Consider the following 22,402-nt stretch of genomic DNA (forward strand, 5'->3'; position numbering starts at 1 on the left):
AGTCCGAGGGGATGTCAGCGGTGGGGAGGACAGTCGCGGACAAGTGGACGACGACGCCCCACTCCGCCACCGGGGCGGCGGTGTTCGTCAGGGAGGTGATGACGATGCAGGTACCAAACAGGGCGCTGCGACTGGCGGCGGCCAGTGTGCCGGCGACCTTTGGGGTGTCCGTTCTCGTCGTGGTCGCGGGCGCCCTGCACGGGGCGACGGCGTGGGCGCTGGCTGGTCTGTCGGCTGTCATGACGCTGCTGCTTCGTGGTGCAGCGGGTGAAGGGGCGGCCGGGCGCATGGCGATGAGGGCTCGCCGGCTCAGCGAGAGCGAGCAGCAGGCCCTGCGGCCGGCGATCGCGTTGATGTGTCGCGTCGGCCTGGGTCCGCCCGTGGTCGACCTCCGGAGCGCTCCCTCGCGCCCAGGCTGGGTGGCGACGCCGTTCGGGCGCCGGACCGTGGTGGTGCCCGCAGCCGTGGTGAAGGGTCTGCAGCATGGGGTGGTAAGCCCCGCGATGGCGGCGGCCAGCTTGTGCCACGCGGCCGCTGTTGCGCGGTCGGGGTGCTGCCCCGGGGCTGCCCTGCGGATGTGGTGCGCGCCGTGGGCGCTGCTGCGCGCGATCAGCACGCCAGTGCGCCGCTTGCCGCTGGTGCGGTTGGCCTGGCAGCTGCGGTGGGCCGTGGTGGCCGTCACCGTCGGCCAGCTTGCCGTCGCGCAGCAGTGGGGTCTGCTGCTGGTCGTCGTGGTCGTCGCAGCGGCCACCTACCTGGTCCCGGCCGCTGAGCGGGTTCTGGCCCGGCGGGTCGAGGAGGTCGGCGACGCTGCGGTGGTCGTGCACGGCCTGGGCCCGTACTACCTCGAGGCGCTTGCCCGGTCCGGGGTCTGCGTCAGCGTCGCTCGGTGGGAGCGGCTGACCGCCGACACTCCTCGGGCTGGATCGCCGGCTCGGGTCGTCGCGCTGGTGCCGGCTGGTCGATGAGCGCCGCTAACCGTGTGGGGTCAGCTGGTGGAGGTGGGCCGCGAGGACGAGTCTTGCTCGGGGCGGCCGGGGCGACGTGCCTTGTGGGCGCCGGCGCGGTGCCGATTCACGCTGACGCACCGGGCTCCGCAGTCGGGGCAGCTGGCCAGGTCGCAGCTGTCGAGCCAGCGACGGATGGTGGACTCCAGCCAGAGCTTGTGCGCGTCACCCAGGACGAAGTCGGGCTCGGGGGCCCGGCCGGTGCGGACCCACCGGATGGCGGCCGGGTCGCTCATGCCGGCCAGCTTGGCGATGCCCTTGACTCCGACCACACCGTCCGGCAGACGAGGACCGGTCCGCCAGAACGGGCCCCAAGGGCGGGTGGCCCGCAGCACTGTCGCCTCCGGAGCCTCGTACTCGGCCGCCAGATCAGCGACCGGTGTCCCGCTACGCCGGGCCTGAACCCACGCCTGGACCACGTCGCCGGACGGGAACGGGCCCGCCGGCTCAGTGAACCGGCTGACGATCTGGTGCCCCACCCCCTCGGCTCGCGCGATGTCGCTGACCCGGCGGCCCCGTTGACGAGCCAGCACCCACCGGCGTGTGCGCTCCTCCAAGGCCGCGCCCGCCGTGATCGTGCGCCCCAGCTGGCGAGACGGTTGCGGAAACGGCCCGTACAAGGACGTCGCGCGCCTGACCAGCAACGGAGTCACCCCCGCCTCGCGCGCAATCAGCGCGGCCGACTCCCCGGCACGGCGACGCCTCGTCCACTCCAGCGTGGGATCCAGTGCACTCACCTGACTCACCCCAGCAGCACCGCGCCCCGGCCACAACCTGAACGCGGTCCCGTCGACGACAGGAGCACGACGTGACCACCTGGCAGTACACCGCGAGGCAATGGGACCCCGAACGCGACGGGGACGAGGAGCAATGGGCCCAGACAGTTGCCGCCGACGGTTGGCGCACCTGGCTGGACGGTCCCGGAGCCTGGACGAGCATCGACGGCAGACGCGTGCGGGTGTGGTCACTGCGCCGGCCCTGCCTTCGCCCGTTCTCGGTGCACGACCACGCCGCGAAATGCGGTCCAACCACAATCAGCGGCTGAGAAGCCGACGACGGGCGCAGCGTTGTCCACAGCCCACCCGGACCGCACCGTCCCTCCACAGAACCCCACAGGCACTCCCACAACGCGCCACACGCGACGACCATAGAACTACACAGTTCGGTTGTCCAACAAGGGAGTTGACCGCAATGAGCACGACAAGCAGCACCACCTACGAGACCGGGCACAGCTACCGGGTCCCGCCGCAGGACCTGACCATCGGCACCAACGTCCGCACCGACACCCACCCCGCCGCCAGCGACTTCGCGGCATCGATCAAGGCCCGCGGAGTCCTGGAGCCCATCACCGTGTGGGTCGACGACAACGGCGACCTCGTGGTCTACCGGGGGCAGCGGCGCACCCTGGCCGCCGTCAAGGTCGGCACCCCCGACGGGCTGGTCCCGGTGCACGTCGTCGCCCGACCCGAGGAGACCGACCGGGTCATCGACCAGCTGGTGGAGAACGTCCACCGCGCACCGATGCGTGAGGCCGAGGAGCGCGACGCGATCGAGCAGCTCGCCCTGCTCGGGGTCTCCGCCGCGCAGATCGTCAAGCGCACCGCGATCGCCCGCCCCACCGTCGACGCCGTGCTGACCATCGCCGGCAGCGCCACCACCAAGTCCCGGATGGACACCCACGGGCTGACCCTGGCCCAGGCCGCGATCTTCGCCGAGTTCGAGGGCGACCTGGCCGCGACCGAGTCCTTGGAGCAGGCCGTGTCCTGGGGCCGCCCCCTGGAACACACCGCCCAGCGGCTGCGCGACGCCCGCGCCGAGGCGCACGCGGTCCGGGCCGAGGCCGACCGGCTCCGCGACCAGGGCATGCCCGCCCTCGACCCGGACGAAGTCCCGGAGCGGACCTGGCCGCTGCGACTGGACGGGCTGGTCACCGCCGACGGTGAGCCGGTCCCCGAGGCCGACTGGCCGAACGTCCCCGGAGCAGCGGTCGTGGTCCGGGCCGAGTGGGCCTACCCCGACGAGGACGACACAGAGGACAGCGACGCCGACGGCGAGCCGGTCCTGCGATTCGTGCCGGTGTGGATCTGCACCGAACCCGCCGCCGCCGGCCTACGCTCCGCATACGACCAGCCCTCCCCCACCGGAACCACCAGCCCCGGCGAGAGCGAGGCCGGTGCAGAGGACCGTGCCGAGCAGCGTCGCGAGGTCATCACCAACAACAAGGCGTGGCGGTCCGCCGAGACCGTACGCCGCGAGTGGTTGGCCCAGTTCGTCACCCGCAAGGCCGTCCCGGCCGGGGCCGAGGCGCTGATCTGCGAGTCCATCCTGTCCGGGCAGTACTCGCTGACCAAGGCGATGAGCGACTCGCACCGGATGCTACGCACCCTCCTCGGCGAGACGGAGCAGGAGGGAGACCTCGCCGGATCCCAGGCCTGCGCCCGCCTCGCTGCCAACGCCACCACCGCCAAGGCGGCCACCGTGCGAACGCTCGCGGCCGTCCTGGCCGCGTGGGAAGCCAGCACCAGCGTGCACACCTGGCGCAACCCCAGCGAGTGGGACGCCCGGATCATGACCGCGCTGACCGGTTGGGGCTACCAGCCCAGCGAGGTCGAGCAGCTCCTGCTCGGGGCCGACGCCGACCACGCCGCCTGACCGCCCGGCAGGGTCCGCCCCTCGGACCCTGCCGGGCCCAACCACCACTGGGCACACGAGGCCCGGCGCGAGACACGACTCCGCGCCGGGCCCCGTCATTGCGCCTGCCCGGTCGTCGGCCGCTCGCCGTCACCCGACGGCTGCGCTGCGAGCCGCCGAAGCCGGGTCGCATCCGCGACTGTGACCGCTCCCACGCACCAGCCCACCGCGTCCCGCACCGACAGGCCCTCCTCCTCGACCAACCGGGTCAACGCGTCCCCGGCCCGGCGCTCGCACTCCTCGACCCAGGCGTCCCTCTCCTGCAGCGCCAGCACCACAACGATGCCGAGCCGGCCGCACCGGTCGTCCTGCTCCCTGCGCTGCGCCCGCAGCAGGAGCTGGCTCGCCGCCGCCTCCCGCCGCGCCTCGATCTTCCCCTCGCGCCGGCCCATATGGTCCACCCCTTCTCGCCCGTTCGGGAACCTGCTCCTGCCTCCCTAAGCCGGCCCGCGGCCGCTTCCCGGCCACCGCGCGACAAACCAGTTCTCCACCGACCCTCCCCGCCCGAGAGCACCCACTCTCCACACCGCGCCGCACCGCGACCCTCCCCCTCCGATCCGCCCGCAACGTCCCTCCCCCGAAAACCCAAACCCTCGACGACTGCACACCTCTTGCACCCCGGGCCAACCAGTCCGCGACCGGGTGGCCACGAGGGACAGGTAGGTGGGCTTAGGGGAGGTATGACGATGAGCCTGCACAAGCTCACGGCCGGGACCGGGTACACGTACCTGACCCGGCAGGTCGCCGCGCAGGACCGCACCAGCGGAGCCCGCCAGCCCTTGGCGTCGTACTACACGGAGAAGGGCGAGACCCCCGGTCGCTGGGTGGGCTCCGGAATGGCCGGAATCGACGGCCTGAGCATCGGGGACGAGGTCACCGCCCAGCAGATGCAGGCCCTGTTCGGTGCCGGCCTGCACCCGCTGGCCAACCAGCGCGCGGACCGGCTCGAGGGCCCGGACCTGACGGATCGGGACCTGAGGGCGGTGACCCGGCTCGGGCTGCCGTTCGCGGTGACGTCACCTGATGTCACGGCGTTCCAGGTCGAGGTGGCCCGCAGGATCGAGGACCGTGCGGCGTCGTTGGGTCACCCCCGGGACTACCCGGTCCCCGCTGCGGATCGGGCGCGGATCCGCTCCCAGGTCGCCGTAGAGATGTTCCACGGCGAGCACGGTCGGGACCCGAAAGACGCCCGTGAGCTGTCCGCAGCGATCGCGAAGCTGACCCGCTCCCGCACCGCGGCGGTGGCCGGGTACGACCTGACCTTCTCGCCGGTGAAGTCGGTCAGCACCCTGTGGGCGATCGCCCCACCCGAGGTCGCCGCACAGGTCGAGCAGGCCCACAACGACGCCGTCACCGACGCCCTGGCGTTCATCGAGAAGCACGCCCTGTACACGAGGGAGGGCAAGCGTGGCGTGCGTCAGGTCGACGTCACCGGGCTGGTGGCGACCGCGTTCACCCACCGCGACTCGCGCGCCGGCGACCCCGACCTGCACACCCATATCGCCGTCGCGAACAAGGTCCAGACGCTGTCCGGGAAGTGGCTGTCCATCGACGGGAGGGTGCTGTTCAAGGCAACGGTCTTGGCCTCGGAGGCCTACAACACCGCCTTGGAGACGCACCTGCGGACCCGGCTCGGGCTGGTCTTCGCTGAGCGCCCGGGGACGGACCGGACCAAGCGCCCGATCCGTGAGGTCGTCGGGGTCGACCCGAGGTTGAACCGTCGCTGGTCGTCCCGCCGGGCGTCGATCGAGCACCGCCGCGCCCAGCTCGCTGCCGCCTTCCAGGCCGACCACGGGCGCCCGCCCACCACTATCGAAGCCATCCACCTTGCGCAGCAGGCCACCTTGGAGACCCGCGACGGCAAGCACGAACCACGCACCCTGGCCGAGCAGCGCGAGGCGTGGCGGGAGCAGGCCGAGGAGGTGCTCGGCGGGTCGTACGCGGTGCACGCGATGGTCACCAAAGCACTGACGGCACCTCGCCCAGCGTCGTCGGTGCGGGTGGATGAGGCGTGGGTCGCGGACACCGCCGACGTTGTCCGCGACACCCTCCAGGCCACCCGTGCGACCTGGCAGACGTGGCACGTGCGCGCCGAGGCACTGCGCCGGGTGAGGGCGGCGAACCTGCCCGCCGAGCAAGTCGAGACGGCCGTGGACCAGGTCACCGAACACGCCCTCAACGTGTCCTCGGTGCGGCTGACCGCTGTTTCGGACGGGATTGAGGAGCCTGCCGAGCTGCGCCGGGTGGACGGATCCAGCATGTACGAGGTCGCCGGCTCCGCGACCTACACCAGCACCGCCGTACTGGCCGCCGAGCAGCAACTCGTTGAGGCCGCCGGCATCCACGACCGACACCAAGCCCGGCCCGAGGCAGTCACCCTCGCGCTGCTCGAGCAGGCCGCCAACGGCACCACCCTCAACCCCGGCCAGGCCTCCCTCGTCACCGCGATGGCCACCTCCGGCGCCTGCCTCCAGCTCGCTCTCGCGCCAGCCGGCTCCGGAAAGACCACCGCCATGCGCACCCTCGCCGCGGCATGGGTGGAGGACGGCGGAACCGTCCTCGGGCTCGCCCCCTCCGCCGCCGCGGCCGCGGTCCTGCGCGAGCAGATCGACGCCCACACCGAGACCCTGGCGAAGCTGACCTGGTCGATCACCCACGACGACCTGCCCGACTGGGCGAGCTCGGTGGGGTTTCGCACCCTCGTGGTCATCGACGAGGCCGGGATGGCCGACACCCTCTCGCTGGCCGCCGTGGTCGACTTCGTGGTCGCCCGCGGCGGGCAGGTACGGCTGGTCGGGGACACCCAACAGCTCGCCGCGATCGGCGCCGGCGGCGTCCTCAGCGACATCGCCTCGACGCACGGGGCCGCACACCTGAGCGAGCTGGTCCGCTTCGTCGACCCCGCCCAAGCCGCCGCCTCCCTCGCCCTGCGCGACGGCAAAGTGGAGGCTTTGGGGTTCTACCTGGACCACGACCGGGTGCACGTCGGGGACCTGACCACCTGCACCGAGAACCTCTTCACCGCCTGGGCCACCGACCGCGCCCACGGGGTCGACGCGATCATGCTCGCCCCCACCCGCGAGCTCGTCGGCCAGCTCAACCATCGCGCCCAAGCCCACCGTCTCAACGGCATCACCCCCGGCCAAGGCGTCGCCCTGGCCGACGGCAACACGGCGTTCGTTGGGGAGCGGATCACGACCCGCTCCAACGACCGCCGCCTGCGCCTCGGAGCGAACGACTGGGTCAAGAACGGCGACCGCTGGACCGTCCAGGCCGTGTCGTCGAACGGGTCATTGGTCGCTGAGCACAGCCGCACCCACCGGCAGGTCACCCTGCCTGCGGACTACGTCGCGACCTCCACGGAGCTCGGGTACGCCAGCACCGTGCACGGCGCCCAGGGCGTCTCCGTCGACACCATGCACGGCCTGGCCACCGGCACCGAAACCCGCCAGCAGCTCTACACGATGCTCACCCGCGGCGCCGTCGCCAACCACGTCCACGTCGCCGTCGTCGGCGACGGAGACCCGCACGACGTCATCCGCCCCGAGAGCATCCACCCGCCGACGGCCGCCGATCTGCTCGAAGGGATCCTGACTCGCGACGACACCCCCACCTCCGCCACCACCCTGCTCCACGAGCAGGACACCCCGGCGCCCAGGCTGGCCGACGCCGTCGCCCGTTACGTCGACGCCCTGCACGTTGCCGCCGAACACCACCTCGGGCCCCACGCCGTCGCCGCCCTCGAGAAGGCCACCATGGACCTAGTCCCCGGGGTCGAGGAGGACCCGGCCTGGCCGATCCTGCGATCCCACCTGATCCTCCTGGCCGCCGCCGGCACCGACCCGCGCGCCGCGCTCCAGCAGGCCGTCACCGGGCGCGAGCTCGACACCGCCGGCGACCGGGCCGCCGTCCTCGACTGGCGCCTTCCCGATACCACCGGGACAGGGCCGCTGCCCTGGCTACCCGCCACCCCTGCGACGCTGTCCGGCCACCCAACCTGGGGTCCGTACCTCTCCGCCCGCTCGGATCTCGTGGCCAGCCTGACGGTCGATGTGCGGGCTTCGGTAACCGACCAGCGGCCCGCGTGGCTGCAACCCGGACAGCCCACCCCAGCCCCCGAGTTGCTCGCCGAGGTCACGCTCTGGCGGGCCGCCAACGCCGTCCCCGACACCGACCGTCGACCCACCGGACCCCGACAGCACAACAAGGCCGCCGCCCACTGGCAGCACCACCTCGACACCCAGCTCCAGCCCACGCAATCACCGGCGGTGGCGGAATGGTGGCCGCTCCTCGACGCCCTCGCCCCAGCGCTCAGCCACGACCCCGGCCTGACGCAGCTGGCCGACCGGCTCGCGGCCATCTCCCGCGCCGGCCTCAACACCCCAGCCCTTGTTCATGCCGCGCTGGCCCAGGGCGACCTGCCGGACGACCACGCCGCGGCCGCGCTCTGGTGGCGGATCAGCCGCGACCTCTCGCCCACCGTCGCCGCACAGTTCACCAACCAGCACCAGCTCGCGCCGGGCTGGGGCCACCAGTTCTCCGACCACCTCGGCCCCGACCGCGCGGAGCAGCTCATGGCCAGCCAGTGGTGGCCCACCCTGGTCGCCACCATCGAGCAGGCCCTCGCGGCCGGCCACCCGCTCGAGGCCATCACCGGCATGGCCGGGGCGTTCGACCCCGCCGTCGACCTCGACGAGTGCCAGGCCTTGGTCTGGCGGCTGTCAGTGCTGACGAGCCCGGAACTCGGCACCGAGACAGCCGGATTCGAGGAGCCAGCCGGCGAGGAGCTCGACCTGTGGCGAGCGCCCGTCGATGGTCTGGGCCTGGAGGCGCCTACGCCGGCCCAGTGGCAGGAGCTCACGGCGACCCCGGCCCTGGACGACGTCGCACCGGACGACGTCGCGACCGAGCTCGCCGCCGCGGCCCTGTACCGGCAGTCCATGGGGGTATTGCCACCCACCGACGCCCAGATCGAGCGCATGGTCGCCCGCGCCGTCGCCTGGGACGACGCCTGCGCCACCCCACAACGCCTCGTCGCGATCAACACCATGGCGATGGACTTCTACGCCAGTCAGGTCGACACCGCCTGGGCCGGGCCCTACCTGGACCAGCGTCTGCCGGGCTGGCGAGACAACCCGCACATCACCGCCGGGTACGCCCCCAAGGGGTGGACCACCCTGGTCGACCACCTCGGCGGCCGGGGCGTCACCGACGACGAGCTCCTCGAGGTCGGCCTGGCCACCCGGTCCAGCACCGGCCGGCTCATCGACCGGTTCCGTAACCGCGCAGTCCTGCCCATCACCCACGAGGGCCAGATCCTCGGGTTCGTCGGCCGCCGCCACCCCGCCCTCACCGACAACGACGATCACGCCGGACCGAAGTACTTCAACACCCCAGACACCGTCCTGTTCCACAAGGGCGCCCAGCTCTACGGGGTCATCCCAGAGCTACTCGAGCACGGGGCGACGCCAGTACTCGTCGAAGGGCCCTTCGACGCCCTCGCAATCACCCTCGCCGGCCAAGCCCAGTACGTCGGAGTGGCACCGCTGGGAACCGCGCTCACCGACGAACAAGCCAGACAGCTAGCCACCCTCCACACCTCCCCCGTCGTCGCCACCGACGCTGACCCAGCCGGGCGTGCCGCCGCCGAACGCGACTTCTGGCTCCTCACCCAACACGGAACAGACCCGCGCACGAGCGACCTGCCGGCGGGCAGCGACCCCGCTGCGGTGCTCACCTCGGCCGGACCCCTCGGGCTGCGCGATCGCCTCGACGCCGCCGAGTCGCTTGCACACGTTCTGCTCCTTGCACGGCTCCACGTACCGCACCACCAGGCGACTCTGGATGATGCGGCAGCACTCATCGCCGCCCAACCATCGAGCGCGTGGGCACATGAGGCCGCGCTTGTCAGCGACCAGCTGAGCGCCCCCCACGATCGGGTGGACCAGGTGATCCTGGCTCGAGTACAGGCTTGGAACAAGGACCCCGGCGCCGCAGCCACCCAAGCCAACTTGACGACGAAGCTGCGACCCAGCCTGGTGCCGTCCCCGCCATCCGGCCTGTGGGAGCAGCTGGCAGCCAACGTCGACTCGCGACTCACCTCGGAGCCGGACTGGCCGGCACTGAGGTCCACGCTCGAGCGGATCCAAGCAGGCGGCCACGACGCGACGCAGATCGTTCGCCAAGCCGTGTCCCACGGTCCGCTCGACGACGCGCCGGCGCGGGACCTCCGCTACCGCCTCGCAGCCCTGCAGCCCGCTACGCCCGACTACCTCGACCCCCCGCAGGCGCCTCGCAACTTCACCGACCGCGAGCTCGACAACAACTCACTCCGGGAGGTCAGAGAGACCCAGGCAAGGGCTCCCCGGCGATAGCCACTGTCCGCCGGAGCCGTCGCTGCCGCGACGGCATTTCGCCCACTGTGCGTCCGCGTCACAACGCCCAATTGACCCGCGCAGATCGGCATATCCGTTGGTTTAAGATGCACTGAATCTTCTAAGAACGGACGTCCATTCTGGATATCTATCCATGTTATGAATCTCGGGCGAGTCACTAGCCGCCGCTGGTCGTTGGACGGGTCCGAAGGTTGCCCAGGCACCTATGATCGAAGCTTGGCTTCTTCCTGGATCCGTCGGTACTCCTGCCAGATCGCGTCGACCCCCTTCTCGGCCAGGAGCGCGCGGATCCGTCCGATCGCGTTCTGCGAGTACCTCTGGTGCCGGACCGCCCCGATCTTGAACTCCTTGTAGCAGTCCGGATCCGACTTGAGGTTGAGCAAACGAATAGCTGCCGAAGTCTTGTTCGGAGTCAGGCCTACCTTCTTGGCAAGATCGTTGTGACCGAGGTTGTAAAAGCCCAGCTCGTCCACGCGCCTGACGGCGATGACCGATGACCCGGGGGTGCCCTCGGGGACGATCGTGATCGGCACCCCTTCGTTCTTGGCAATCCTCAGTGACACGTTGGGGCCGGAACCGTCAGTCACGAACGTGACGGAGGCGATGCCCTGAAAGATCTGGCCGAAGTCGTGCCCCGACCGAACCTTCTTTACGAGCTGGCGGAGGTCCCCTTCACCTGGCTGGAGCAGTTCACCCCGGATAGCTCCGTCAACGATCGCCAAACCTCGCAACTTCGCCTGGGCTTCAGCCTGTCTGCGGCTGCCAGGGGCGAGGAGCTGGCGCACCTCTTCTAACTCCTCCTCGAACATCAACATGGGGTCTGTGATGGCTCGGGTTGAGATCGGCAACACACGAGCGGGCAAGAGATCGCTCAGCTGCTCCTGGAACACGGCGTCCAGGACGTCGCGGAACAGGGTCACGCCGCCCTGGGCGTGCAGGTAGAGCTGCGCCTCGGAGAGATCGACCAAGTGGTGCTGAGCGGCGTCTCGAAGGCCGTTGATGGCCTGTAGGACAAGGGCCTGCTCATCTGTGAGGAACTGCACTCCAGGTGTTGACAAGGCCCTGCGCACGCAAGCGTCGAACCCGATGGTGTTCTTCTCGCGCGGCTCCCGGATCCTTCCGCCGCGGTGAAGGATCGAAGCCTTGAGGAGCATCTCAAAGGCGTGGTCCAGAAGGATCAGCACCGCATCGCCTCGGCCAAGGTCCCAGGGACGATTGAAGTGTTCGACGCTCAGGGTGAGCGAGGCAACGGCCTTGTCCTTGAGCAGCCTCACCTCACGCTTCACGGCGATCACTCTCAGCGTGATACCTGTACCGTTCGAATAGGGCGGCCTCACGCTGGGCAGAGTCCGGTTGGCGAAGGCCGTAGAGCTCATCGACTACGGCGTCCAGCTGCCGATGTGCCATCTCCAGTTCGACGGGCATACTTCTTGGTTCATAGAGTTGGGCCAGGCTGCGGCTCGCCCTCAGCGGCGCACGCACGGCAACCAGATGCTCGGTAGCCCAGGTCAACCGACCTCTAGCATGCTCGTCCAAGTCCGGCCAAGGGTACGAGTTGTAGGCGAGGTCGGCTGTGATAGTCGGATCGGACTTGAGCCGGCCACCGACCGTCCGGATCCATGTTTGATACATCTGCGATTGCAGTAGCCCGAGCAGCCACGTCTCCGCGGGGTACACGATGGTTGCCTTGTTCGAGGCGACGGTGCCCTCGTCAAAGACCTCGGCAGGGATCCAAGTTCTCGAGTCCGTCGAGTTCTGCGGAAGGGCGATGTATGACCCTCGTGGGTGCTTGCGATGTGTGAACAGGTGGGGGGGTGTCTCCCTGAACGCCTTGGTGGGCGACTTTGCGCGCGCAGCAGACACGATCGCCAAACGCTCGGAGATCCGTTGCGAGGTCAGCGCCCCGTTTGAAGCCGAAGTCAGCCAGAGGCACCACTTCCACTTGTCATGTAGCAGTTCCTCGGCGCCCATGTAGCGCTTGACGAAGGGAGCGGCCACGGGGTCATCGCGAAACGACTGCACCTGCTCCTGTGTGATTAGGAGGCCGGCGCCGTCCGTTGGCTGGGATCCGACTGTCATTCGTGGGAGGCCCGACAGGAAGGGGTGCCGGCGAGGTGGGATTTCAACGTGGTGGGCAGGAGCCAGCCACCAATTGGCCACTACCTCTTGACGTGGGCCACCGCCGTTCTCGGCGAAGAGGGTCACGGAACGGGCTGGGACTGAGCGGAAGCCGATGATGACGACGTGCACGGCGGCCTTGCCTTGAGCGTCCGAGTCCCAGGCAAAGGTGCGGTACGCGAAGTGAATGTGGGCGCCAAGCCGGGTCATCAGCGGACCCATGACGCGGGCCTGCTCGCCCTGCGTGATGCTGTTCGTCGCTACGAATGCAACACGGGCTCCGGTCCTGCGGCTGGCTTCGGCACCCTTGGCGAACCAAGCGCACACATAGTCAACGCGTCCCACGCGTAAACCGTTGGCCTCCGGCATGCTGTTATAAAGCACGGAGCGCTCCGCGGCCTGGTCCGATGAGAGCTTCAGGCCGCCGCGGAACGGAGGGTTGCCGGCAATGAAGAGTTCGCCGCCGCCATCAACCAGTGAAGGCCAATCCACGGCAAGGGAAGGCGAGATCGTGATCGTGGCCTCGCGTTGGAGAGGTAGCCGTTCAGGGGCTTGCCCGAAGCGCTCCTGCAGCTGGAGGTCGCATTGTCGGTCCATCATGAACATGGCGGTCTCGGCTATGCGCGCCGGCCACTCGTCGATCTCGATACCGTAGAAGTGGTCCAGGGTGACTTTGAGGTCGGACTTCGCGTCGAGCGAGAGCTGGTGCTTGTCGCGGAGATCGTAAAGGGCTTCCATGACCTGGAGCTCGATGGCGCGGAGCTCTCGGTAAGCGACGATGATGAAGTTTCCGCATCCGCACGCGGGGTCCATGAACCGGACATCGCCGAGGCGGTCCCAGAGCTTGTTGAGGGCGTTGACCTTCTTCTGGGTCGTGTCGCGGGCAAGGGCCGCCGCCAGCTCGTCCCTTAGTTCGTCCAGGAAGAGCGGGCTGAGCGTCTTAAGGATGTTCTCCTCTGATGTGTAGTGCTCGCCGAGGGCGCGGCGCGTCTCCGCGTCGCGGACCGACTGGAACATCGAGCCGAAGATGGCGGGGCTGATGCCCGACCAGTCGACGGCGCACGCGTCCAGGATGGCGGTGCGGAAGTCCTTGCCTAGGGGCGGCAGGTCGATCTTCTCGTCGAAGATTCCACCGTTCACGTACTTGAACCCCTCGAACCCGGTCGGCACCGGCTTGGGCTGTGGCGTGTCGAGGAATGTGAAGAGGTCATTGAGCACGCGGGTAAGGTCGGAGCCGTCGGGACGTGTCTCGTGCTGGATGACGTTGCGGAAGGCGTCGGTCTGCCACATCTCGGTGTCGTCGCCGAACATGAGGAAGAGGATCCGGGCAAGAGTCACCGAGATCTCGTGATCGCGCCTCTTGGGATCCGTGGACGCTGGGTAGGCTTTCTCGACGGCGCCGTACATGTTCGCCATGAGCTTCGAGGCACGCTTGGACTCGTTCTGGGCCTCTGTGTCGAAAGCGTGTCTGACCTTGCCCAGGACGGCGTTCGCGTCGAGGACGACGTCAAACGGCATACGGATGATGTCCAGGCGAGCCGCAAACTTGGGGTCGGGGTCGCCCTTCCTGTGGCGGTGGCTGGTCAGACGCGAGGTGACGGACCCGTCCTTAGCTCGCCGCACGGGCCATCGCCAGACCTGCTCCTGATCGCCGTCGAAGATGACCAGGCGGTCAGTGCTGGTCTTCGCAATCAGACGATCGAGCTCGGCCTCAAGTGCGGAGCCCGGTCGTTCTTCGCAGACCCAGACCCGAAGGCCCTTGTAGGAGGCGACGTTTCGGGCGCTGATCTTGCGTCCTTCGTCATTGGTCACGCTCACCGTCTGCTTGACGTCTGGTGCGAGCCAGTTGAGGTCCTCGATGAAGACCTCCTGGAAGTCGCCGCGGTCGATCTTGGGGAGAAGGTTTTGGCTCACGTGTCGGTCACTCCAATCGAGCAGACGATGCGCAGCTCGTCGGAATCGCTAGAGCCGATGACGAGGCGGTCTTCGCGGTGCAGACGGTCAAGCAGATCGAGGACGTCCTGGTCGGCGTACTTGTTCCGCAGGGCTATGGACAGCTGGTTCGTGGCGTGCGTGGTCAGTGGGCGCTCATGCAGGGCGTTGAGCGCGTCCTCGGCCTGCTCGGCGTAGAAGGTGCCACCGAATCTCTCCCAGATGCGCTTGCGAACGCCGCGGAGGTTGCCGGCGGCGCGGGCCTCGACGGTCAAAGGGCCTCGTACGAGCTGTGCTTCGAGGTCAAAGTGGTCGTCGCGAAGTGGCGCTGTGGGCGTGGTGGGTTCGGCCTCGAAGACACGCAGCGCCTCAGCGGGCGTGAGGAGGCGTTCGGAGCCGTGGGAGTCGCTCATCGCGAAGGCGTCGATGCCGGACTCGGTACGCACGAAACAGGCAACGCCGCCGGCGGACTCGCGCGCGTACCGGTCGCGGGTTGAGTGGATGAGGTCTGGGAGGCTGAGAACCTGCTTGGTGACCAAGGGGTGGCTGTCCTGGGCGTTGCTCCAAGCGAGCCAGGCTTCGCTCACGGCGTCGGCTTCACCCTCGCCGTCGTCATCGTCATCGGACAAGCGCCCGTCGTAGAAGTCGTGCAGGAGCTTGACCTCGTCGTCCGTGCCGAAGAACTGCTCGTCGGAGCCGAAGGCCTCGGCCGCGGCGGTGAGCCGGGCACGGATGCGGCGGCGAAGGTGAATCTGCTGCTCGACCTTGTCGTGGGTGATGAGGTACACGTGAACCGTGTCTGACTCCTGCCCAACGCGGTCGACGCGGCCGGCGCGCTGGATGAGCCGGATGATCGCCCAAGGAAGGTCGTAGTTGACGATGACGTGGCTGTCCTGGAGGTTCTGTCCTTCGGAGAGGACGTCGGTGGCGATCAGGACGTCGATCGGGTCTTCGGGTTCCTTAACGTCCTCCACGCTCTGGCCCGGGAGGCGGTTGGAGCGAGGGCTGAACCGTCGCGCGACATCGGACGGGTCGGTGGAATCCCCGGTCGCCCGTCCGACGTTGTCAATGCCCGCCTCCTCCAAGGCGGCGGCGACGTAGGTGGCGGTGTCCTTGTACTCGCTGAAGACGAGAACCTTCTTGCCCTCATGCTCGCCACGCAGGAGATCGACGAGCGCGTTGACTTTGCTGTCCCGGGTTGAGTCCCACGCGCCGAAGCGGGTCAGCAGGGTGCCGATGAGCTCGTTGTCCTTGATCAGGTCGTGCCGCAGGGTGCTCTTGAAGACGGTCGAGTTGAGCCACTTCGTCTTGGCCGGTGCGCTCTCGCGCAGCTCCTGGTATCGGCTCGCCAACGATCCACCCAGAGGCTCATCGCTCTCCAGGTCTTCGTCGCTCACGGTGATTTGACGGTCGGTGAAGGTGCCCAGTGGGACCTGGAGCTTGTTGTCCATGGCGTAGACGAACAGCTCGTTGCGGGCACGCTGCCGCTGCAGGGAAAGGATGAAGGAGTGGCCCGAGGATGAGAGGCGCTTGAAGAGGCCGATACGGACGAACCCGCTGACGTTGCCGCGGCCGGAGCGGATGTCGTCGAGGTACTTCTTGTCCTCGGCCGTCTTGGACGCGCGTGGGTCTTCGTAGTCGGACAACCGGTAGCGCGGAAGGGTAAGCCGGGCGATGGCATCCAGCGTGATGTCGTCCTCCATTTTCGACGCTGGGTCGTTGTCGCCGAAGGCATGTGTCAGGGGGTGCGGGATGCGTGTGGGGAAGAAGAACTCGGTCCCGTCGGCAAACTGCAGATATTCGCGCATCTGAGTCGTCCCGTCGGCCAGGGTGAGCGCTTTCTTCCGTGCGGACTTCTTGATGAAGCTGCGGGTTCGGCGGACCAAGTGGTCGGACATGAGGCGGCGCCAGTCGTCGGCTTCCTCCGACCTCTTGAACGCATCCAGAGTGTTGGTCTTGCCGTCGACCTTGTCCTCCAGGGTGGGGTCCTTCGCCATGGCTGCGGAAGGGACGATCCCTAGGTCATCGTCCTCGTCGATGTACAGCGCGAGCTGGTTGGCGACGTCAGCGAACGCAAGGTTGTAGGGCGTGGCCGTCAGCAACAGGACTTTGCTGGAGTTGCGGCGAACGTAGTCGCGGATAGCTTCATGCGCTTTAGTTGTGTCGTTGCGCAGGTTGTGTGACTCGTCGCAGATGACGAGCTTGAACAGCTTGAGGTCGGGAAGGACCTTGTCGGCCATCGAGTAGGGAACGACCCTGGCGCCTTCAACCCCGTAAGCCTCAAGGTGTTCCTGCCACATTGTCTCGAGGTTCTTCGGGCAGAGGACCAGCGTGCTGTAGTCCTCGGCAGCCTGCAGCATTAGTGCGGTCGCCACGGCGGTGAGGGTCTTCCCCAGGCCGACGACGTCGCCGAGCATTGTGCCGCCCCGCCGCACAATGCGACGCGCGAGGGTGCGAACAGCAGTGACTTGGTAGTCCAGCAGCAGGTCCTGCATGGACTTGGGCAGAACGTAGCCGAGCCCATCCCGCGCATCTTGGGACAGCGCGTGGCAGACCTTCAGGTACACCTCGAACGGAGTGGCCTGTTGCTCCCCTGACCAGGACTCTTCGATCAGCTCGATGATCTCCTTGGTAATGACCAGGGAGTATTTGTCGTTCCAGCGGTCCTCGAACCATCGGGCGAGCTTGGCGTTCGCGTCCTGCTCCGCGACGTCGATGTTTAGCTCGAGGTTGTTGAACAGGCCGGCGCCGGTGAAGTTGGAGGAGCCGACGTAGGACCAGAGCGGAACCGGCCCGGTGCCGCCCCGCAGGATGTAGGCCTTGCCATGCAGGGGGCGCCGGGTGAAGACGCGGATCTGGACGCGACCAGCCTCCAGCTGGCGCTTCATCAGCCGCAGCGTCTCCTGGCCGCTCTTGGTCGGCAGTCCACGCATCAGCTGGGTGCGCAGATGCCGGACCAGGCGCTCCTTTTGCTCCAAGGCCTTGCTGCTGTCGTGGATCGATGCTCCTGGACCGTCCTCGGATAGCTCGGATTGGAGCGAGTCCAGGATCGCCTGAGAGTCGGACGGCGCCACCATGCCCACAAGCACCCGGGCTACTGCCGCGGTACCCGTCTCATGCTCCTTGCCCTCGATGACATCCCCGAGGTGGGACCATCCCCGTAGGTCGAGATACCCGGTCGCGACGTCGACGCTCGAGTAGGAGTCGCCGAAGTGTTGGCGCAGAGCTATCCCCAGCTGACTCTCGGCGGTGAGGTTGTCGAAGATCGTTGGCACGTCTCGATCCTGCCCTACCCCACTGACTCTGCCTGGGGGCGGTACCCGTGGAGCAGGAGGAGTCGCTGCACTATGGCCATGGCAGACTTCACGAGCTGCCTCTCACGGAAGGCCCCGCCGGGCTAACTCAGCGTCTGCAAAAGGCGCTCTTCGTCCAAGAGGAGTGTGCGCGCTCATATTTCTTACGCCCGGCGGCATTTCGTTCCGCAGCACAACCGCGGACGCCGCCTATCGTCCGATGGCGTGCACTTCGGGCCGCATCGGCGCGTCATGGATTCAGGCTGAGAAGGACCCACTACCCGACCGGGAAATAGAGTCGCGTCTCTAGGCCGCCTGCCGAGCCCCTTCGGCACACTCGCTCGAAGCCTTGACGGCTACGCGGCCCGTCAACTGGGGACCATCGGCCCGTCGAGGCTCAGATCGTCAGGCTCGTGGTGACGCATGTCGTACAGCAGTGGCCACGTCATCAACGCCATGGAGCTGTCGCCAATTGATACCGGTGGCCTCGCTTCCGCGAGGCGTGAACCACCCCAATTCGCGCATTACGGCGGCCGCGCTTGTCAGGGACTTCGAGACGAAGACCCCGTCCTTGTCGTAGATGTGACCCTGACCGTCAATCTGCCAACCGGCGTGTGATGCGACCGTCTGCGCGAGGACCTCGTCGGGGTCCTTGGTGTTTGAACGCGGTTCGGCGATTGGCTCCATCAGTGCTTCTTGTCGCGAGGCGGGTTCGGGTCATTGCCTGGCGCCACGGTGTCCGAGTCGCGAATGAGACCGTCTCGGCCGTGGATGACGACTTCGCCGCCACCTGCATTGCGGACGATCTCCTTGGCGCGGGCTTCAGCTTCCGCCTGCGTACCCGTGTGGGCGCTGGCCCTGCTCGCGCCCGGCGCCTTGACATCCCAGCCGCCGTCCTCGTTCGGCACCACGTGACGCCTGTTGTCGTTCCCCATGTTCTCTCCCCTCGGCTCCCCGGCCGAATCGGCGGGTGTGGCGACACTACTGCTTAGCCCTGCCGGACGGCTTGCTGTGCCGTACGCCATTGACGCCTTCAACACCCAGGCGGCGCACTTGCGTCGGGAGGCGAAGTGTTCACGTCCTGGTGCGAGGAGCTCCTCGTTGTGCACGATGCCTACGAGGGTGGAGCACCTGGAGGACATGGCGCGCATCCGCGACTGGCCCCAGGCGACCCCACGCCGCCGAGGTGAGCCGAAGCCACGCTTGGTCGTCCTTTGCCGACCCATCGCCAGTTGGAGCACGCCCACCCGCTCCCAAGCGGGTGAGTCATTTCGCCGCTTCGGGCCCGTGGGCTCTTTGCGGCAGGTCCGCACTCTGGCAGTGCGCTAGATCGCGCTCAGATCGCCCGAGGCCTCGAGTGTCGGTGGTTTGGGGCACGCTCTGTGCATGAGATTGCGTCGCTCCCCCGTTGAATCGCAGTCGCTCTATGCGTGGTTTCTTCATGTGGGGATGCTGGACGCCTTATTCGACGACGCAGCCCGTAGTCGGATCGTGCGCCGCGCTCGCCAGAAGCTGATGTCGGGTGATGCCGATGCTTACACCAGGGAGCTGGAGAAGTGGCTGGCAGCGCATCCTGTCCGAGCCCTCGATGTCGCGGTGGCCACGAAGCAGTGTCGCCCGGGGGTCTTGGTGTGGTGTGAGCTCCCGTTTCACTGGAGCGACGTTTCATCAGAGAGGCGGCGCAGTCATCAAGGGGAGCCCGATCTGCGCAGCTCGTTTCACAGTGGCTTGGACACCGCCGACGGGACTGCACGGGTCCACGGCACATTCGATCCCAGCCGATTGACATGCTCAACTGCGAACAGCGAACTGTCCGGCGTTCGGACCCAGTACATGCTGGCCCAGGTGGCTGGCTACTCAGCGGACGATATCGAGCTTCGCCCGGTAGCCATCGGAGCTCGCCTCCTCAGTGAGGTGGGCGGCTGGGTCGATCGGCTCGACCGGCCTGAGGGTGGACAGCGAATCGCCCCTGACGAGGTTGAGCAGTTCCGGGGCGTCGACTTTGCCCGGACGCCACATCATCAGGACTTGCGCGTAATGCAGCAGATCCCCGAGTCGGAGGTAAAGCGGCAACTAGCACGGGCGCTCGGGGAACCAGTCGTTCCGAAGGACCGGGGTGGGGAACAGAGCGATCTTTGGACTGCGCGGCTGCGAGTTGCAGGGCGCTCCTATACGGCGGCGTTCTTGCTCAAAGGGCCCGCGGGAGGTCGCCTGGCCCGGCCGATGACGATCGGCATGCTCGGCAAGAACGGCGACCAACTACAGCGTTTGGCGAGCACGCCGGCCGAAGTACTGGTCATTCAACACTGCCATGAGGTGAGACCAGAAGTAGTAGGGATGCTCCGCAGTCTCGCTTCAGACTTCCGCCATGTGCGGCACTACATGGTTCTTGACGGTTACGAGACGTTCGCGATCCTTCATCAGAAGGCAGCAGCGAACGAGTTCACGGAATCCCCTGCCGGCTCCGTCACGGAGAGCCCTCGGGTGGCAACACAAGGGCCCAAAGGGCGGCCTCACTAAACGTGGTCTTCCCGGCGTGGTCGGTCATACCCCTTTCCAGCGCTGGGAGCCAACGTCTGACCATCGGGCATGATCGACGGATGAAGTGCCTATGGAGGGGCCTACGCGCAGCCGCCCCTCTACTCCGCAGATGGCGGACCGACGGCCGTGTTGCGGTTGCACCACCCCCGAGCCGTCTCATGCCGTGACCGCGAGGTCCATCTGCTTCACTGCGCCGCCTGGCGGTTGCACCCGAGTAGTCGCCGACATCAGCGGACTGTCTCGGATTCATTGAAGTTGCTGAGGTGCGTGGAGACAGAGATCAGTAGATCAAGCACGTCGCCGGGGCCCATGAACTCAAACAGCACCTCGGTTCCGTCAAGGTCGGGCGTGATCTCGAGCGGCGGTGAGAGCTGACAGGCGGCGTCTCTGGTGTGGGCCGGCCACTTCGTCAGTTCACCGGGGTTACGAAGTGTGAACCGGTTCCCGTGCGCGATCCCGTTCCGCAGGTGTCGCACCATCTCCAGCACAGGGGCCCGGTCGTAGTAGCCCTCCGCTAACAAACGGTCGCCCAAGAGGACGAGGGAGCTAACGCACCAGGCCCGGTCCATCTCGTCGCGCAGCGCTGGCTCGGCACCCATGAGGTCAAGCGATTACTTCAGATCGAACGGCCTACTGGATCCGTCCTTGCAGATGACGGTTCCGGTGGGCCCCCCCGCCCTCTTCAGTGAGGCGGGCCGACGAGACCACTCGAGGATCTCGACCGAATTCGACAGCGGCCGCATGCGCATAGAGGCCAAACCTCAGAAGCGAGGCGAGTTGGGCGGTCTCTTCAGCGCTCACGACACAGATGCTCCCGCACGCCAAGGAGCGCAAGGGTCAATTCGATCAGCGAGGCGTCGTTCATGTCGGCAGCGCTGAGCGAGGCGGCGAGCCCGTCTGGGTCATGTTCGCGTCACATCGCCGCGTGCAGGGTTGGCGAGACTGATGTTGCAACCTCAGGAACCCGAGCCCGGAGCTACCTCAACGAGGTCGCCATGGACGGACCTTGAGCGTAGGCAGGTAGCCGGGAAGCCTTTAAGAAGCGCCGCCACCCCAGCGTCATCGACGATGCAGATGTGGTTCCCCCAGCGCCGTTGGTTCTCCACGTAGACCAGATTCTGGCTGCGAACATCCACTGGATCGGTGACCACCTCAGGCAGGAGCTCGCCCAGGACCAGGACCGTGACGCGCGCGTTGCGGGTCCCAGATATCGGTTGTCCGCTTCGAGCGCGCACCATGGCGAACAGCTGGGCGCGGGCAACATGCTCTCCGGCGATCCTGCTCTTGCCGGTGAACAGGACCACTTGGTTCGTGAGGGTCGTCACTAGGCCGCCGCATGGCGCCCTTCCGGGCGGAGAAGACATAGGAGCAGCGTTGCAGACGGCGTCGGTTCGCCGCGACGGCCTCCCGCGGGTGTCAGGTCGCGGATTGGGGCAGCAGCACCGGTGCAGCCTCTGGTGTGGCGATACAAGGTGCCTCCAGCGACTCCGCTCGTCGTAACGAATCAACGCCTGAAGCATTAGTTTCGAGCGACGCTTAACCCATTAGAGATTTGCTGGCCCGCAAGGGTCCCGTGCTGTTCAGATGGGTCCAATGGCCCGCAGGGGCCGTGGACAGGAGACACGCAGATGACATCACGACCCGCCCTGGTCTACGCCACGGCCGCCCACCGCGCGGACGTCGACCACTACCTGCGCGACAACCACATGTACCGCTGGGACGACCTTACCGAGTCCGACGCGCACCTCGACCTGCCCCCGGAGCAGCGACCCGTCCTGCGACGCCTCCTGTGGCTCGCGGAGGCTGCCTGCCGCCACATCGACCTTGGAGAGCCGGAAGCGCCCTGCGACGTCGTCATCGATGACCTGTCAAGCCTTGGATCCGACCTGTCTTCCCAGGTGGCTGTCGTCGGGGCCCTCTTCGACTTCGACCTACGAATTCACCTCGCGTATGCCGAGCTTCCTCAGCAGTGGTACTTCGACCAGCGCGAAGCCCTGAAAGACGAACGCGTCGATGACCTGTCGCGCCGGATGCAGGAACTCGACTCGATGTATGACGTCATCGCCGCCAAGCGGCCCGAACTGACCAAGGACTTGGCATGGTTCCTGCCCAGCAGCTCAACCCGTAGCGCAGCTGACACGACTGCTCGCCTCCAGACCTTGATGGGTGACCTCGGGCTCAGCCCAACTCAGGCGGCTGAACAGCTGAGCGTCGAGGGCTACCCCAACCGCCACGGCCGCGTGCGCTGGTACACCAAGGCCGCCCGGGACACCTTCGAGGCCGGCCGATGAATCCCCGCTGTCAGCGACGGGTGAAAACTGACCCCTAATCGACGGGTGAAAACGGACCCCCTCGGTGACCCTGTGGAGGGTGATCAGTGTGGAGGACTGGGCGGAGATCCGACGGTTGCGTCGGGCGGAGGCGA

Annotated in this window: 15 protein-coding genes; 6 read left to right on the top strand and 9 right to left on the bottom strand. The window is 67.5% G+C overall.

Annotated features, from left to right (window positions below):
• The first annotated feature begins 20 nt into the window (after positions 1 to 20).
• Positions 21 to 968, top strand: coding sequence for a hypothetical protein (locus JQN70_RS17315; protein ID WP_204132624.1), 948 nt, complete (start codon positions 21 to 23; stop codon positions 966 to 968).
• A gap of 20 nt (positions 969 to 988) precedes the next feature.
• On the opposite strand, the gene JQN70_RS17320 is transcribed toward JQN70_RS17315, so the two are convergent.
• Positions 989 to 1,243 (bottom strand): hypothetical protein, encoded by a 255-nt coding sequence (locus JQN70_RS17320; protein ID WP_204132625.1) that lies wholly within the window; start codon positions 1,241 to 1,243, stop codon positions 989 to 991.
• A gap of 572 nt (positions 1,244 to 1,815) precedes the next feature.
• Here JQN70_RS17320 and JQN70_RS17325 point away from each other — a divergent pair.
• Both JQN70_RS17325 and JQN70_RS17330 read left to right on the top strand, forming a co-directional pair.
• Entirely contained in the window at positions 1,816 to 2,052 is a 237-nt protein-coding gene (locus JQN70_RS17325; protein ID WP_204132626.1) for a hypothetical protein, read from the top strand.
• A gap of 146 nt (positions 2,053 to 2,198) precedes the next feature.
• On the top strand, positions 2,199 to 3,659 hold the full coding sequence (locus JQN70_RS17330) for a ParB/RepB/Spo0J family partition protein (RefSeq protein ID WP_204132627.1): 1,461 nt from the start codon (positions 2,199 to 2,201) through the stop codon (positions 3,657 to 3,659).
• A 95-nt stretch (positions 3,660 to 3,754) separates the two neighbouring features.
• Here the strand turns inward: JQN70_RS17330 and JQN70_RS17335 are convergent, their stop codons facing one another.
• A complete protein-coding gene (locus JQN70_RS17335; RefSeq protein WP_204132628.1) occupies positions 3,755 to 4,090 on the bottom strand; it encodes a hypothetical protein in 336 nt (111 codons plus the stop codon).
• A gap of 294 nt (positions 4,091 to 4,384) precedes the next feature.
• Between JQN70_RS17335 and mobF the strand changes: the two genes are divergently transcribed.
• Entirely contained in the window at positions 4,385 to 10,072 is a 5,688-nt protein-coding gene (mobF, locus tag JQN70_RS17340) for a MobF family relaxase (RefSeq protein WP_239111767.1), read from the top strand.
• A 224-nt stretch (positions 10,073 to 10,296) separates the two neighbouring features.
• Here mobF and JQN70_RS17345 read toward each other — a convergent pair whose 3' ends face one another.
• The 5 genes from JQN70_RS17345 to JQN70_RS17365 all read right to left on the bottom strand — a co-directional run bounded on the left by JQN70_RS17345 (position 10,297) and on the right by JQN70_RS17365 (position 18,371).
• Positions 10,297 to 11,388 carry a DUF3644 domain-containing protein gene (locus JQN70_RS17345; protein ID WP_204132630.1) on the bottom strand — a complete coding sequence of 364 codons (1,092 nt, stop codon included), beginning with the start codon at positions 11,386 to 11,388 and terminating at the stop codon, positions 10,297 to 10,299.
• Positions 11,369 to 14,125: a class I SAM-dependent DNA methyltransferase gene (locus JQN70_RS17350; RefSeq protein ID WP_204132631.1), complete on the bottom strand. Its 2,757-nt coding sequence runs from the start codon at positions 14,123 to 14,125 to the stop codon at positions 11,369 to 11,371. Before JQN70_RS17350 ends, JQN70_RS17345 begins: the two co-directional genes overlap by 20 nt.
• The gene (locus JQN70_RS17355) at positions 14,122 to 17,418 is read right to left on the bottom strand and encodes a helicase-related protein (protein WP_204132632.1); all 3,297 of its coding nucleotides are present in this window, start codon (positions 17,416 to 17,418) and stop codon (positions 14,122 to 14,124) included. Before JQN70_RS17355 ends, JQN70_RS17350 begins: the two co-directional genes overlap by 4 nt.
• A 423-nt stretch (positions 17,419 to 17,841) precedes the next feature.
• Complete coding sequence (locus JQN70_RS17360; RefSeq protein WP_204132633.1) at positions 17,842 to 18,123, bottom strand: hypothetical protein; 282 nt, start codon at positions 18,121 to 18,123, stop codon at positions 17,842 to 17,844.
• Positions 18,123 to 18,371 carry a DUF2188 domain-containing protein gene (locus tag JQN70_RS17365; protein WP_204132634.1) on the bottom strand — a complete coding sequence of 83 codons (249 nt, stop codon included), beginning with the start codon at positions 18,369 to 18,371 and terminating at the stop codon, positions 18,123 to 18,125. Before JQN70_RS17365 ends, JQN70_RS17360 begins: the two co-directional genes overlap by 1 nt.
• A 451-nt stretch (positions 18,372 to 18,822) precedes the next feature.
• Here JQN70_RS17365 and JQN70_RS17370 point away from each other — a divergent pair, with 451 nt between their 5' ends.
• Positions 18,823 to 19,956: a hypothetical protein gene (locus tag JQN70_RS17370; RefSeq protein WP_204132635.1), complete on the top strand. Its 1,134-nt coding sequence runs from the start codon at positions 18,823 to 18,825 to the stop codon at positions 19,954 to 19,956.
• 248 nt (positions 19,957 to 20,204) lie between these two features.
• Here the strand turns inward: JQN70_RS17370 and JQN70_RS17375 are convergent, their stop codons facing one another.
• Both JQN70_RS17375 and JQN70_RS17380 read right to left on the bottom strand, forming a co-directional pair.
• Positions 20,205 to 20,576, bottom strand: a complete 372-nt coding sequence (locus JQN70_RS17375; RefSeq protein ID WP_204132636.1) for a hypothetical protein — start codon at positions 20,574 to 20,576, stop codon at positions 20,205 to 20,207.
• Positions 20,577 to 20,933: 357 nt separating this feature from the next.
• Positions 20,934 to 21,281, bottom strand: coding sequence for a hypothetical protein (locus tag JQN70_RS17380; RefSeq protein WP_204132637.1), 348 nt, complete (start codon positions 21,279 to 21,281; stop codon positions 20,934 to 20,936).
• Positions 21,282 to 21,605: 324 nt separating this feature from the next.
• Here JQN70_RS17380 and JQN70_RS17385 point away from each other — a divergent pair, with 324 nt between their 5' ends.
• Positions 21,606 to 22,268, top strand: a complete 663-nt coding sequence (locus tag JQN70_RS17385; protein WP_204132638.1) for a hypothetical protein — start codon at positions 21,606 to 21,608, stop codon at positions 22,266 to 22,268.
• Positions 22,269 to 22,402: the final 134 nt, after the last annotated feature.

Source organism: Phycicoccus sonneratiae, assembly GCF_016887965.1.
GTDB classification, from domain to species: Bacteria; Actinomycetota; Actinomycetes; order Actinomycetales; family Dermatophilaceae; genus Phycicoccus; species Phycicoccus sonneratiae.